Origin of the sequence: Tistlia consotensis USBA 355 (assembly GCF_900177295.1) — a bacterium.
GTDB lineage: Bacteria > Pseudomonadota > Alphaproteobacteria > Kiloniellales > DSM-21159 > Tistlia > Tistlia consotensis.
In genome coordinates, this window is sequence record NZ_FWZX01000009.1 from 1 (window position 1) to 13726 (window position 13726).

Here is a 13726-nt window from a genome sequence, read left to right on the forward strand (position 1 = left end):
CGTCTCAAAGAGCTGGTCGAGCACTACAAGGCCACCCCGCACCAACTCCGCCGCTACGAAAGCCTCTGACCCGCGGTCCTCACCGGACGGGTACAGACGTCCGCACTGGCTAACCCGGATATCTCGTAGCCGAAGAGGTCGGTATCGCGCCGGGGCGGCTGCTCCCTATCGGAAAGGCGCCGATTGATCGGGCCTATGGCTGACCACGCGCGACCAGTCATCGCGGCAGGATCGCGACGACGTCCAGCAGGTCAGCCAATCCGTCGATCGGACGGGCTCGGCGCAGGTCGATGGCGTGTTGCGGTCGATAGCCTTGTGCGATGGCGAGGGCATAGGTGGAACTCGGCAGGAGCGCTGGAACCGCTTCGTTCTTCGTGAGCTTTTCGAGCTTTACCGCGAGGTTCACCGCCTCGCCGATCACCGTGTACTCGAGCCGGCCTCCGTAGCCGATGGTGCCGAACACCACGTCGCCGGCGGCTCCGGCGATGCCGACCGCCGGGGTGGCCAACCCACCGCCCTCGCCCTCGGCCTGCCAAGCCTGAGCGGCTTCGACGAGATCCTCGACGGCTCGACAGAGATCGGCTGCATAGGTCTTCGTCGGCACGACGGCTCCGAAGCTGGCAAGTATGCCGTCGCCCAGGTACTTGTCGATCTTCCCGCCGTGGTTGTGGATGATCGGAACGAAGCGCGCCTGGTATTCGCCAAGGAGAGCGATGAGCTCGCCAGCAGGCATGCTATGCGCCATTCCGGTGAAACCGCGCATGTCGACCGAAACGATCGCCGCATCGCGCCGGACGCCCTCGCCCGCCGCTGGACCGACTTCGGCATGTCGAAGTTGTTCGGCGATCTCTGGCGCGAGAAAATGTGACAGATCCGCCGCCGCCATCTGCTCTACGATCGAGCTGGCGAGAAGCTTGCGGGCCCGTGCGAGCGAGAGAGCAAAAATGCCCGTCACCATGAGGATCGACCAGACCTTGTCGATCTCGGCGCCGAGCAGGATCTTGTAGGAGGTGACATATTCGATATAGCTGTGCGTGAAGGCCGGCGACCGTCCTCCGGGATTCCAGGCAGCGTAGGCGGAAAGGCAGATCCATCCCAAAGCAGCGCACCCGCCGGCGATGAGCACGAATCGCGGCTCGAATCGCAGCGTCCGCAGGCCGATGAGGATGAAGACATACATCAACGTCGGTGCCTTGAGATAGAGAGCAGGCGGTGCCCGATACTGAAGATGAAAGCTCCAGATCGTGATCATCAAGACGACGACGTCGACGACGACGGAGGTAGTAACGAATGCAGAGCTCAAGCGTCGCCTATGGGCGAGAACAATGCGCACTGCGGTGAACAGCGCGTAGATCGCGAGCGTCCAGGGGACGGGCTCGAAGCTCGTCCCTGGCGGGAAGGCTTTGGGCGAGAGTGCGTAGACGAGCGCGAAGAAGACGATGGCGCTCGCCTGGACCCAGCCGATGATGATTTCGCCGATTGCCTGCTGCTGCTCTATGCGGCGGCGAACACGCTCGGGGAGCGTCGGATCCGCGCCTCCGCCCAACGCGACGTCGACGACGTTCGCAACGGCGCGCTCCACTCGGTGAAGCAGACCGTGCCGGACGAGAGCGGCCCTGTCCGTGCAAGGAGTGGGAGGAGCGACCTCGCCGACGGAGGAGGCCGACGGTGGCGGATTGGCGCTCATGCTCCGATGCCGACTGTCAATGTGCTCGCTCTTACATTTTCACCATGCAGGCTCCAGAGGTTACCTGGATGCGACGGATGCTTCCACGGGAACCGCCGCGACCGGGCCCGCACGATACGCCTGCGGTAAAGGCGCCTTGCGGCGCAGCGGGATCATGGGAGGACCCCCAAGCATGATCCCAGAAGTAACCTCGTTGCGATACTGCGGTTCGAGGTGATTACGTCCGTCGAGCGGCGCCGGCGCCGACTGCGCGCGGAGGCGCTGGCGTCGAGCCGGCCCGTGCCCGCAATCCGCGATACTCCGGCAGCCCGGAAAGCCAAGTGCGTTCGGCCGTTCGCCCTTCGTCACCTTCGAATATTCGCGGGAGAGCGCCCCGAGGCAGATATCGCCTGCATGCAAGGGAGCGAGTCGCTCGACCGCGGCGGCGTCATTTCCGACTTGCGAGAGGGGGCCGCTCATCCACATAGCGCCGCAACAAGGCGTCGAGCGAGAGCGGGCCCGCGCCGAACGCGGCGATCGCGAGGCCCACGGCCATCCAGGGGAACTGCTCGGACGCCAGCGCAATGCCGTTCTCGATGCCCTCGGGCGTCTGGCCGACGACGAAGTAGATCGTGGCGGCCATGACCGCGAGGCCGAACGCCGCAGGTCGCGCCAAGAGGCCGAGGATCAGCAGGCTCGGCAGTGCCAATTCGGCCGCGGTCGTGACCGGGGCAGCGATCTCGGCCGGCAGGAAGGGCACGGGATGCACCATGCTGAACAGGAAGGACTGGCTGTCCCAGGTCGCGACCCGGTGCACCCCTGTCCTCAGGAAGGCCCAGCCGAGCCACAGGCGGGCGGCGAGAAGCGCCAGCCCGGCGAGCAGCGCAATCGTAGGGGACCAACGTGCCGTCGGGCCGGGATCGAGCACGATCCGGGCCAGGCGCAGCATATTCGTCACGCGAAGTCTCCTTGAAGAACGCGACGCATGGAACCCGCTGGCGCGCGGGCCAGGGATGGCATCGCCACGACGAATGGCGGGACCTCGAGCTGACACCGGCCACGGTCACCGGGCCGCAGGCAGCGCCGGCCTCTCTACTCCCTGGAAGGGCCGCTAGTTCTTGACGTTCTTGTTGATGCCCTCGAACGGCTTTTCCTTGCCGCCCATCTCCAGGCACTTCGCCTTCGTGACCGCCTTGAAGTCCATGCCGTTGAAGTCGACCGTCGACTGGCCGGCGCAGGAATGACCGGCGGCCTTGTTGGCGCAGTCGTTCTCACCCGCCTTGGCGATACCGTAGCACTTGATCTTCTCGGCGGCCGTGGCCGGGGTCGGTACGGTGGCGGCGCCGGCGATCGCGGTGGCGAGAGCAGCCGAGACGCCGAACGCGGCGAGGGAAAGCTTACGCATGGTCCTGTTCTCCGTTCCGAGGGATCCGAACACTTGCTCTAGCGGCCGGCAATCCTCCGGTCACTTCGTCACCTGCACCGTCGCAACCATGCCGGCCGCTTCGTGGGGAATGCAGAAGTACCTGTAGGTGCCGGGCACCGTGAAGGTCCGCTTGTAGGTTGCGCCCGGCTTGAGATTGCCGGAACCGAAGGGCCGCGCGCCCTCGGGCAGCGCCGAGTCGGCTGCCTTGGCCGCCTTCTGCGGATCGTCGGTTACCGTGTGGACGAGCACGGAATCGTTCCGCCACTCGACCGCGTCGCCGACCTTCACCGTAACGCTGGCCGGCGCGAACTTGAGCTCGTCGGTGAGCTTGACGACGACACCGGGGCCGGCCGCGCGGGCAGGAACGGGAGCAAGGCAGAGGCCGCCGAGGCCAGCGATGATCGCCACTGCGAGCGACCAATTGAGCAAGGGCGCTGCGAAGGGCGCCGATTCGATCGGCTTCATGCGATCAGCCCCTGTGCGACTGGAAATCCAGGGTCTCGAACATGACGTGCCAGAACGGCATCTCCTTGCCGTTGGGCAGCTTGAAGCCGGTATGAACGGGCGCATGGGCGAAGACACCGTGCTCCATGTCCGGCTTGAACGGCGGGACCATCAGGTGGAACTGCAGCCGTTGCGGCGTGACGCCTTCGTCGTTGGCGAGCTTGTAGTCCTGCCCGCGCACGTATTCCGTCAGCATGCCGTGGATCAGCCGAGGCTTGTCGAGCGTCTTGCCGTTCATGTCCACCTCGCCGAAGCCCCAGAAGGCGAAATAGGTGAACTCGGTCGGCATGAGCGGCGTGCCGATGCCGCTGTTGCCGTGGAGGATGACGTTCGTCGCGACGCCGCCAAAGGTCGGGTACTCCAACCCGTGGGCCGCCAGCTTGGCGCAGCACTTGACCTCGTAGGTGTTGCCGGCCTTGTCCTTCCAGCTGGCATGGAACATCACCTTGTCATCGGTCGTCGCCGCGTCGGTTGCGGTGGCATCGACGGCCTCGATCGTGAGCTTGCCGTCCGGCAGCACGATGTGCTTGTCGCCGAACGGCGTGAGCGGCTTCGTCTCCTGGCCACCGCCGGCCGCCGCCTGCCACATTGGCGGAGGCGCCCCGGTGATACCGGGCGTCCCGGCATAGTGTCGAGGCATGTCCGCGGGTCCGAACACTATCGGATCGCGGCGGCGGTGATCGGGCAGCCCGACGAAGACGCCACCGGCGTCCTGCGTCAGCTTGATGGTCACTGGGCCACCGGCGAGCTCGCGCGGCTTGTCGACGGCCTTGTGGACGTCGAGATAGCCGCGCCAGCCATCGAGACTCTGCATCTTCTGGATCGCCGCGCTCATGTCCGGGCTCGCCTGCTCCTGGGCGCGGCCAGGCGTGCAGGCCGAGACGGCCAGCAGGAGGGCCGAGGAAAGGCCCAGGAGGCCTCCGGTCGACCGAGGCATCGACAGCTTCAGCATGGCATCGCCTCCTGTCTTGCGAGAAATCGGGTCGCCTAGAGTGATTCGGTGCAACGGCTCGAAAGGTTACAGCCCGCCTCGCCGGCGGCGGCGCTCTCTTGTCATCGGACCAGGGTCAGCCGCCCGGAATCATCGCCGAATGGCGGCGAGCCGGCCGCCCGGCGCCGCGAGCGTGAGGGCCCGGTGCCGGCACTCGTCCTGGCGCCTGCCGTCACCGCCGATCGCGGATCCGTTTGCCGCGCGCCCCGGCCGACCGCCGCCAACGTTCCGCCAAGTACCAGAGCGCGATGCTTACGACGACAGGGATGCTCCACACCCACGATGGCAAGACGCGGATCTGATGACCCATGACGACCATCAGCACGGTCAGTGGCAGGATGCCGACCGCGGTCGTCCAGGTGAAGGTCCACCAGGAGATCCGTGACAGGCCGGCGGCGTAGTTGATCAGGTTGAAGGCGATCATCGGAACGAGCCTTGCCAGCAGGACGACCCGACCCCCCTGCGCGGCCGCCCAGTCGTCGAGCGACTGCCAGTCTCTGCGCTTGACCATGTGCTCGACGAACGGACGCCCGAGCGCTCGCGTCAGCCCGAACGCGAGGAGCGCGCCGAGCATGGCTCCCGTCCAGGTAATGACGGTCCCCCACAGCGGCCCGTAGACCATCCCGTTGGCGACCGCGATGAGCTCGGCCGGGAAGGGAACGAAGGAATGCATGATCATCAGGCCGACGGAGCCGAGAACGCCCCAAAACCCCAACGACCGGATCAGGCGCTCGATCTCCCCGCTCGACAGATCGCGGGCCCAGTCCACGGACAGCCCGATGGCGACCACCGCCGCCACCAGGACAGCGAAGCCAATCATCAGAACGGCAGCCGTCCGGTTGCGTCTGGCGACGTTCGATGGGGGCTTGGGCAACTCGACACTCCCTCCCTGACGCTATTGCTCCGCCCCCCACGGCAAGACTCGAGCCGACCGCAACCGCCGCGTCGTGCTCAGCAGCAGCGTGGCCGAAGCTGCTCCTGTGCGGCAAGTGAGTTTGCCCTTCCCAGCCGGATGCCATTTTCGCGGCAGGTCAGGAAAAGGTTACGGGGCGCCGGAAATATTCTCCGGTAGCATCGCCGCCAGCTCAGGCGTATCCGACCACCTGCTGGGCTGAAATCGTACGGGCGGTGAAGCCCCTGCCTTCGAACCGACGAGGGAGCTGCGCTCATGTCCGCCGCTCGCCGCCGAATCCCTTTGCTGAGCGTCGTATCGAGTCAGCCGGGCTCTCATGAAGCCGCGGTTGCCGAACGACCCGGTTCGCATCGGAGGCCGTCCGCGTACCTCGGTCTCGACTGGTCCATTCTGATGGCCCGAACCCAGGACGGCGACGGCAGCGCGTATCGGCGCCTTCTCGAAGAGGTCACGCCGCATCTGCGGAGCCTCGCAGCTCGGCGACATCGAGACACGAGCGACGCGGAGGACGCCGTCCAGGACATCCTGCTGACGCTGCATGCGGTTAGACAAACCTACGATCCGAGCAGGCCGTTCGGTCCGTGGCTGTTCGCGATCGCCAATCGCCGCCTTGTCGACCGTCTGCGTCGTCAGGGATGGCTGAGATCGAAGGAAACGATGCTCACACTCGAGCATGAAACCTTTTCGCAGCGTCAGGCGAACCTTGCTGACAGGATCTCCGACCGATGCGAGCTGGAGACGGCCATCGGCCGTTTGCCGGCCAAGCAGCGGCAGGCAGTGCGGCTTCTCAAGCTCGATGACTTGCCCCTGAAGGAGGCCGCAGCGGAAACCGGCCAGTCCGTCGGCGCGCTGAAGGCGGCGACGCACCGAGGTCTCAGAAACCTTCGCACAATGCTCAGCAACCGGAGCGAAGATAGGTGATCACGACGCCCGATCTGATCGAGGCGCTGGCTACGGACCTGAAGCCGGTAAGGCGCTTGCGGCGACCGCTTCTGCGAGCAGCCTTTCTGGTCGCCCTCCTGACGGTCGGCCAGGGGCTCCGCTCGGATCTCGCACAGCGGCTGCGGGATGCCGGGTTCCTCTTCGGCGTGGCGGGCGCATTGTCGACGGGCATCCTTGCCGCCGCAGCGGCCTTCCTGTTGAGCCTGCCCGACCGCTCGCGCCTGTGGCTGCTTTTGCCCGCACCCGCGCTCGTCATGTGGCTGTCCAGCATCGGTTACCAGTGCCTCACCAACTGGGTTAGGCTCGAGCCGGATGGCATCGGGCTCGGCGATGCTGCCCACTGTTTCGCGACCCTGGTACTGACGAGCCTGCCGCTGTCGCTGATCCTGCCAGCGATGCTGAGTCACGCGGCAGCGCTGCGCTCGCCGGCGGTGGTCCTGGCTGGCGCCCTGGCGGTGGCGGGGATCGCGGCCACCGCGCTGTCTCTGCTCCATGCTCTCGACGCGACTGTCATGATCCTGATTTGGAACCTGGGCACCGTAGGTCTGCTGGTCGGCTTGGCGAGCGCATTCGGCGAGCAGATGCTGTCATGGTTCGCGCCGCGCCCTGCCCCACCGGCCGCGTGACCCGAGTTTCGTCGATGGCACGCCTGACTACCGCGCTGTTCGGCCTCTGCCTGGCCGCCCTCGCGGCATCGATCGCGACGGGGGCAGGAGCCTCGGCGCCTGTGCTGCGCAGCCGCAGCGGCCAGTTCATCTTCCTGAGCCCGCTCGACCCGGCGCCGGAGACGGCTTTCCAGACGCTCGACGGCAGTATGACCGACCTCGGTCAATTCCGCGGCCGGGTCGTCGTGCTGAACTTCTGGGCGAGCTGGTGCCTGCCCTGCGCCTACGAGATGACTTCCCTCGACCGGTTGGCCGCCGCAAGCGACCCGAATCGGCTCGCGGTGGTCGCCGTCTCCATCGATCGCGACGGCGCTCAGGCGGTCTTTCCCTTCGTCGTCGCCCATCACCTCATCCATCTGCCCGTCTACCTCGATCCCGGCCAGCGTCTCGGATCCTTGAGCCGTGACCGGATGGCCGAAGGCGCGCTGCCGCTCTGGGGCCTGCCGATCACCTACATCATCGACATGAAGGGCGAAGTGGTCGGCTACATTGTCGGCGCCACGGACTGGGATTCCCCCGAAGCACGGCGTTTCCTCCGTTACTTTCTTGGCCAGCCGGAACCGTGAGCGGCAACCCTCCACTCGAAGAGTCGCGCCTTCAAGCGGACGAAGCTCGGCTCGCCGCTCCCGGTGCCGGCGGCAAGCGACGCGCCCCAACGGTCAGCTGTTGCAGAGCGCTCGAACAAGCCGGGCCCTGGCCTGACTGCCGCTTGAATGCAGGGCTGAACGCGGCCCCCGAGCGGTCGTCGGCAGGCTTGGCGACATCGGGCAGCGCGCGGTCGGAAGCGCTCAGCAGATCCGGTGCCTTTGGCATCAGCGATCGCGTCACTGAGTCCATCTGCGTCTCACCCAGCACCGTCTTGAAGCACAAGGGCAGATGGAACCCCGACCGGCCGGCTTCCGGCGCGATCGCGGCAAGACAGCGCCTCCGCCGAAGCGCGCGTGAATGATCCGGACGCCCGCCGGGCGGCGCAGCGCCCGGCGGGGCCGTCGGGATTCTGCCGGCTGACTCCACTCGCGGGGCATTGCCGGCGGCGCGGAAGTCTAGGATGCCGCCTTGACGGCCGCCAGTGCCTCGTCGGTGCTCCAGACTGCGTTGGCAATCATGCGGAAGTTGATCAAAGAGGCGAGGTAGCCATCGCCCTCCGGAATCTTCGCGCCCGCCGTGGCATCCCTGACCACGGCGACCTCGAAGCCAGTTTCGAGCAGTTCGCGCATATGGGACTCGACGCAGAGGTTGGAGGACATGCCCGCGAGGATGACCTGGCTCACCTGACGCTTGCGTAGCTGGAGCACGAGGTCGTTGGTCTCCGGACCGTAGACCTTGTGCGGCGAGGTGACGACCGTCTTCCCGTCCTCGATGTAGGGCTTGTACCTGGCCAACCAGTCGGCGCCCGAACCCTCGAAGCCGGTCAGGTCGAGCGGGCCCTTGCGATCGAACATCCTGATCTTGTGCATCACCTTCTCGAGCGCGCCCTCGATCTTCCAGCCGTAGTCGGTCGGATAGTAGTAGTGGGGCGAGATGAAGGTCGGCAGGTCGATCGACTTCGCCATCCGGAACAGGCGCTCCAGGTTGTCCACCGTCTTTTGCTCTGTCACGCTCTCCCCGACAACGCCCCAGGCCACGCCGGACTCGTGCAGAAAATCCTTCTGGGGATCGGTGACCACAAGCGCTGATCGGCTGAGGTCGAGCCTCATGTTGCTCGGCGGCAAGGCAGGCTCGGCGGGGGCGACGTAGGAGTTCTCGGCTACGGAGCCTGCGCGAGCAGCGGAAGCGCTCACGGCGACCCCCGCCAGCGCGACTGCGCCTCCCTTCAGAAGGTCGCGCCGAGCGAGCTTTTCAGTCTTGTGATCGTGAGAGCTGCACATTGGGGACTCCTTTCGTGTCTTTCGTGTCGCCGTCTTGCAGAGCCTGAATGTGCCGGAATGCGTGTGCCTTATCGTCTCGGCGGTGTCTCCATCTCCGGGAAACCGCATTGCCCGATGCGCTCCCGGCGGCCGATAGTCGGTCATGACGATTGATCAAGTACTGGAAGCGCTGGAAGTCCGAATCGAGCCTTTCGCACTCTGCCAGATCCGCGGCGAGAGCACCCTCGGCCTGGGCCGCCGTCCCTTCGCGATCCTGCACTACGTCCTGTCAGGATCGGGTCGGATGATCGTCGGCGAACTGCCGCCGATCGCTGCTCGGCCCGGATCTGTGGTCCTTGTCCCGGCTTTCATGCCGCACTGGCTGCACGGCGACGGCACCCGCGGACGGCCCCTGCCGGATTGTCGCCCGCTCGATCTCAGCCTGGAGCATCTCATCGAGGGAAATGGGGAGGGAGTCAGGGGCCGCACGCTCACTGCCATCTGCGGCGAGTTGGCGGTCTCCTATCGCGGAACGGGAGGCGCGCTGAACCTGCTGAAGACCCCGATCGCCGAGTGCCTGGCGCCGGGCGACCGGGTGCGCAATGCGCTCGACGAATTCGTATACGAGCTGGCGCATCCGACCGTCGGCACCCAAGCGCTCGCACGGTCCCTGATGGGCCAGGCCGTCATTCTGCTGCTGCGCCGTCGCTACCTGGCCGGTGACCCGTCGCTCAGATGGATGGAAGGGGCGACGGATGAAAGCTTGTGGCGGGCGCTGCAGGCGATGCTCGACGGCCCCGGCGAGCCCCACAGCGTCGAGCGCCTCGCGAGCACCGCAAGCATGAGCCGCTCCGCCTTTTCGAAGCGCTTCACCCAAGCCTATGGCACGGGCCCGATGGAGCTGCTGAGAACGATACGCCTGCAGCGGGCGGCGGAGCTCCTTGCGCGGTCGGATCTTCCTGTCAAGCGCATTGCCGATCTGGTCGGCTACAAGAGTCGAACCTATTTCACGCGTGCCTTCGAGGCCGAATACGGCGTCTCGCCGGGACAATTCAAGACGTCGCTGCTGCGCAAGTAGCTGGCCCGGTCGAGTGGCGACGCGGTCGATCGCGGATAGCGAATGTCCTGTTAATCTCCCTTGTAGTGATCGCCATTGGACAGAAGCCTTGTTCAGCAGGAGATGCCCTGGAGCCGGCGCGCCCGACGGCAACAGGGCATCGGGTGCCGCTTCGGGCCGCTATGCCGAGAGCGCCTCCAGGATCGGGCATTCGGGCATTTCGCCGCCCGCGCAATTCGCCGCCATTTCTCTCAGCACCCGCTCCATGCGCCTGAGATCAGCGATCTTGCGGCGGATGTCGGCGATGTGCGCGAGCGTCATCTCGTGGACCTGCCCGCAGCTGTAGTCGCCGCCGTCGGCCAAGTGCAGCAGCGTGCGGATCTCGTCCAGGGAGAAGCCGAGTTCCCGGCTACGCCGGATGAAGACGAGACGTCCGAGATGCCCGGCATCGTAGACGCGCTGACCGCCGGCCGTGCGCGGCGGCTCTGGCATGATGCCGATCCGCTCGTAGTAGCGGATTGTCTCGATGTTGACGCCGCTCCGCTCCGATAGGGCACCGATACCGAGGGTAGATCGCCCCATCTCTTTGTCACGGTGTTTCATTTTCTCTCTTGAAGCTGTAGCCGCTACAGCTCCCACCTTAGCAGAAAGCGAGCAAACCTGCCGAGGATGTGAGAATGGCTCGAAGCGAGGAAGCCTTGCTGAACGCAGCGGAAGATCCAGGCCAGCTGCCGGCCGATCGGACGCGGGCGGGCTGGGCCGCCGCCGGCGGCCTCCTCGGCGCCATCGGCGCCTCGTCCTGCTGCATCCTGCCGCTGATCCTGTTCAGCCTGGGCGCCGGCGGCGCCTGGATCGGCAACGTGACGGCGCTGGCTCCCTATCAGCCGATCTTTATCGCCATCACGCTCGCTTTCCTCGGATACGCTTTCTACGCCGTTTACTGGAAGCCGCGGCGCCCCTGCGCGAATGGTGCGGCCTGCGCCCGTCCCCTGCCCAGGCGGATCGTGAAGGGCGCTCTCTCAATCGCGACGGCGCTGGTGGCTGCGGCCGTCGCTTTTCCCTACGCCGCGCCCTGGCTGCTCGGCATTCAATGAGGCGAACCGGAGGGGTCGAACGATGAAGCAATTCCTGGCCGCGCTCGCGGGCGCGCTCGCGCTCTCGACAGCGGCGATGGCGGCGGAACGGACCGTCACGCTGACGGTCGAGAACATGACCTGCGCGTCCTGCCCTTACATCGTGAAGAAGTCGATGGAGGCCGTGCCCGGGGTGGCCCAGGTCGCCGTCTCCTACGAGACGAAGACCGCGACGGTCACCTTCGACGACGCGAAGACCTCCGTCGACGCGATCGCCGGGGCGAGCGCGAGCAACGGCTATCCGGCGAAGCCCGTGAAGCAAGGCGGCTGATGGCCACGATGACCGACGACTGCTGCACGAGCGGCCAGGACGGACGCAGCGAGCGCTACGACCTCGCCGTGATCGGAGCGGGCTCCGCCGGCTTCTCGGCCGCGATCACGGCCGCCGAGCTGGGCGCACGGGTGGCTCTGATCGGTCACGGCACGATCGGCGGCACCTGCGTCAACGTCGGCTGCGTGCCGTCCAAGACCCTTATCCGGGCGGCCGAGACGCTTCACCAGGCCGCCACCGCCGCGCGCTTCGCGGGCATCGAGGCCCACGCTCGGCTCACCGACTGGTCCGCCACCGTTGCGCAGAAGGACCAGCTGGTGGACGCGCTGCGTCGGGCGAAGTACCGGGACCTGCTCGCGGCCTACGAAGGGATCACCTACATCGAGGGACGGGCGCGGCTCGCGGCCGACGGCGTCCTGGTTGCCGGCGAGCCGTTACCGAGCGGCAAGGTGGTGATCGCCACCGGCGCCCGTCCCGCCATGCCCTCGGTCCCCGGCATCGAAGAGGTGTCCTGCCTCACCAGCACCACTGCGCTCGCGATCGAGAAGCTGCCGCGGTCGCTGCTCGTCATCGGTGGCGGCTACATCGGCTGCGAGCTGGCGCAGCTCTTTGCGCGGGCCGGCGTCGCGGTGACGATCGTCTGCCGCCACCGCCTGCTGCCGGAGAGCGAGCCGGAGATCGGTGCCGCGCTGGCCGGATATTTCGAGTGCGAAGGCATCGAGGTGCACAGTGGTCTGGAGTACCGCCAAATCCGCAAGACGGGAGACGGCGTGATCCTGAGCGCACGGGCCGAGGGCGGCGACCTGCGCCTCGTGGCCGAGCGGGTCCTGATCGCCAGCGGCCGGCGCCCGAATACCGAGGAGATGGGCCTCGCGGAGGCACGAGTGGCGCTGCGGCCGAGCGGCGGCATCGAGGTCGACGACCGTCTGCGCACAACGAAAGCAGGAGTCTACGCCGCCGGCGACGTCACCGGCCGCGACCAGTTCGTCTACATGGCCGCCTACGGCGCCCGGTTGGCGGCGGAGAACGCCCTCGACGGCGACAAGCGGCGCTACGACAATGCTGCGATGCCGGCAGTGGTGTTCACCGATCCGCAGGTCGCCAGCGTCGGCCTGACGGAGGCCGCGGCGAGGCAGGCCGGCCATGCGGTCGAGACCTCTCTCCTGCCGCTCGACCAGGTGCCGCGCGCGCTCGCGGCCCGCGACACGCGCGGCCTGATCAAGCTCGTGGCGGACGCAGAGACGAACCGTCTGCTCGGCGCACACATTCTCGCGCCGGAAGGTGCCGACAGCATCCAGACGGCGGTGCTCGCCATCAAGCACGGGCTCACGGTCGCCGAGCTCGCCGAGACGATCTTCCCCTATCTCACCACGGTGGAAGGGCTGAAGCTGGCAGCGCAGATCTTCACCAAAGACATTGCCAAGCTGTCCTGCTGCGCCGGGTAGGAACGCGGCTGGCCGGGGACGGTTCGGCTCCCGCCGCGGCCGCCGGGATGCGGCCGCTCGGCGGCATTGGCGCAAGAGATCTTCGAGGCGGACGCAATGACAGAGACGATCAAGCAGATGTCGAAGCAGCTTGCCGGCTTGGCTGGCGCGGCCATAGCCGCCGCCTGCTGTCTCGGCATCCCCGCGGTCCTGGCCGCAATGGGCGCCGCGGGGCTGGGCTTCCTGATCAACGATGCCTACCTGTTTCCGCTGTTCGCCGGCTTCGTGGCGATGAGCCTCTGGTTCCTGTTCCGGGCGGCACGAAGACACCGCAACCTAGCGCCTTTCTGGGTCGGCTTGGCCGGAGGTCTCCTAGGCGTCGCCGGCCTGTGGCTGCTGGTGACGGGGCTCTACCCGCTGCCGGCCGCAGTGTACGCCGGATTGGGCGCGCTCGTCGGCGGCAGCGTCTGGGACGCCTGGAGCGGTCTGAGGGTCGCGGCGTGCGCGGCGGAGACCGCAGGGCCGTCCGAGGCCGGCGGCCAGGATGTCGACACCACCAGACGCCTGATGACGGGTACCGCCGTCAGTGCCGCCGTGGCAGCCGCCCTCTATGGCGGTTACAAGTCCGTCGAAGCGCTGTCGCCGGCGACGCGCACGGCAGGCGCGACGGAGAAGTGCTTCGGCATCGCGCGGGCCGGCGAGAACGATTGCGCGACCGCCCAACACGCCTGCAGTGCCCAGTCCAAGGTCGATTTCGATTCGACCGACTTCAAGCTGGTACGGAAGGGAACCTGCGAGAAGCTGGGCGGACAGTTGAGCTGATCCTTCTTCCTGGCTCCCGGTGCCTTCGCCCCCTTGCCGCCCCGGTCTTCGAGAAGGGCGTGGCG

16 protein-coding genes are annotated in these 13726 nt (G+C 66.9%); 8 read left to right on the forward strand and 8 right to left on the reverse strand.

Annotated features, from left to right (window positions below):
- Positions 1-217: 217 nt before the first annotated feature.
- The 6 genes from B9O00_RS12755 to B9O00_RS12780 all read right to left on the reverse strand — a co-directional run bounded on the left by B9O00_RS12755 (position 218) and on the right by B9O00_RS12780 (position 5461).
- Positions 218-1582 (reverse strand): adenylate/guanylate cyclase domain-containing protein, encoded by a 1365-nt coding sequence (locus B9O00_RS12755; protein ID WP_159460203.1) that lies wholly within the window; start codon positions 1580-1582, stop codon positions 218-220.
- 532 nt (positions 1583-2114) lie between these two features.
- The gene (locus tag B9O00_RS12760; protein ID WP_085123072.1) at positions 2115-2615 is read right to left on the reverse strand and encodes a DoxX family protein; all 501 of its coding nucleotides are present in this window, start codon (positions 2613-2615) and stop codon (positions 2115-2117) included.
- Positions 2616-2777: 162 nt separating this feature from the next.
- Positions 2778-3071, reverse strand: coding sequence for a BufA1 family periplasmic bufferin-type metallophore (locus B9O00_RS12765; protein ID WP_085123073.1), 294 nt, complete (start codon positions 3069-3071; stop codon positions 2778-2780).
- Positions 3072-3131: 60 nt separating this feature from the next.
- Positions 3132-3557 (reverse strand): cupredoxin domain-containing protein, encoded by a 426-nt coding sequence (locus B9O00_RS12770; RefSeq protein WP_085123074.1) that lies wholly within the window; start codon positions 3555-3557, stop codon positions 3132-3134.
- Positions 3558-3561: 4 nt separating this feature from the next.
- The gene (locus B9O00_RS12775) at positions 3562-4548 is read right to left on the reverse strand and encodes a hypothetical protein (RefSeq protein WP_085123075.1); all 987 of its coding nucleotides are present in this window, start codon (positions 4546-4548) and stop codon (positions 3562-3564) included.
- Between the two features lie 211 nt (positions 4549-4759).
- Entirely contained in the window at positions 4760-5461 is a 702-nt protein-coding gene (locus B9O00_RS12780; RefSeq protein WP_143596215.1) for a TVP38/TMEM64 family protein, read from the reverse strand.
- A gap of 294 nt (positions 5462-5755) precedes the next feature.
- On the opposite strand from B9O00_RS12780, the gene B9O00_RS12785 reads away from it, so the two are divergent.
- Genes B9O00_RS12785 through B9O00_RS12795 form a run of 3 tightly spaced genes read left to right on the forward strand, consistent with a single transcriptional unit; the run spans position 5756 to position 7673 of the window.
- Positions 5756-6421 carry a sigma-70 family RNA polymerase sigma factor gene (locus B9O00_RS12785; RefSeq protein WP_085123077.1) on the forward strand — a complete coding sequence of 222 codons (666 nt, stop codon included), beginning with the start codon at positions 5756-5758 and terminating at the stop codon, positions 6419-6421.
- Positions 6418-7068: an NrsF family protein gene (locus B9O00_RS12790; RefSeq protein ID WP_085123078.1), complete on the forward strand. Its 651-nt coding sequence runs from the start codon at positions 6418-6420 to the stop codon at positions 7066-7068. Before B9O00_RS12785 ends, B9O00_RS12790 begins: the two co-directional genes overlap by 4 nt.
- Positions 7069-7082: 14 nt before the next feature.
- Positions 7083-7673: a TlpA family protein disulfide reductase gene (locus B9O00_RS12795; protein ID WP_159460204.1), complete on the forward strand. Its 591-nt coding sequence runs from the start codon at positions 7083-7085 to the stop codon at positions 7671-7673.
- A 477-nt stretch (positions 7674-8150) separates the two neighbouring features.
- Here B9O00_RS12795 and B9O00_RS12800 read toward each other — a convergent pair whose 3' ends face one another.
- Complete coding sequence (locus B9O00_RS12800) at positions 8151-8975, reverse strand: cysteine hydrolase family protein (protein ID WP_085123080.1); 825 nt, start codon at positions 8973-8975, stop codon at positions 8151-8153.
- Between the two features lie 142 nt (positions 8976-9117).
- On the opposite strand from B9O00_RS12800, the gene B9O00_RS12805 reads away from it, so the two are divergent.
- Positions 9118-10032, forward strand: a complete 915-nt coding sequence (locus tag B9O00_RS12805) for an AraC family transcriptional regulator (protein WP_085123081.1) — start codon at positions 9118-9120, stop codon at positions 10030-10032.
- A 159-nt stretch (positions 10033-10191) separates the two neighbouring features.
- Here the strand turns inward: B9O00_RS12805 and B9O00_RS12810 are convergent, their stop codons facing one another.
- On the reverse strand, positions 10192-10614 hold the full coding sequence (locus B9O00_RS12810) for a MerR family transcriptional regulator (RefSeq protein ID WP_235017120.1): 423 nt from the start codon (positions 10612-10614) through the stop codon (positions 10192-10194).
- 74 nt (positions 10615-10688) lie between these two features.
- On the opposite strand from B9O00_RS12810, the gene B9O00_RS12815 reads away from it, so the two are divergent.
- The 4 genes from B9O00_RS12815 (at position 10689) to bufA1 (ending at position 13661) form a co-directional block, all read left to right on the forward strand.
- On the forward strand, positions 10689-11105 hold the full coding sequence (locus tag B9O00_RS12815; protein WP_085123082.1) for a mercuric transporter MerT family protein: 417 nt from the start codon (positions 10689-10691) through the stop codon (positions 11103-11105).
- A 22-nt stretch (positions 11106-11127) separates the two neighbouring features.
- The gene (locus B9O00_RS12820; protein WP_085123083.1) at positions 11128-11415 is read left to right on the forward strand and encodes a heavy-metal-associated domain-containing protein; all 288 of its coding nucleotides are present in this window, start codon (positions 11128-11130) and stop codon (positions 11413-11415) included.
- Positions 11415-12860, forward strand: a complete 1446-nt coding sequence (gene merA, locus B9O00_RS12825) for a mercury(II) reductase (protein ID WP_085123084.1) — start codon at positions 11415-11417, stop codon at positions 12858-12860. Before B9O00_RS12820 ends, merA begins: the two co-directional genes overlap by 1 nt.
- A gap of 96 nt (positions 12861-12956) precedes the next feature.
- Positions 12957-13661, forward strand: coding sequence for a BufA1 family periplasmic bufferin-type metallophore (gene bufA1 / locus B9O00_RS33485; RefSeq protein WP_200808486.1), 705 nt, complete (start codon positions 12957-12959; stop codon positions 13659-13661).
- Positions 13662-13726 lie beyond the last annotated feature (65 nt).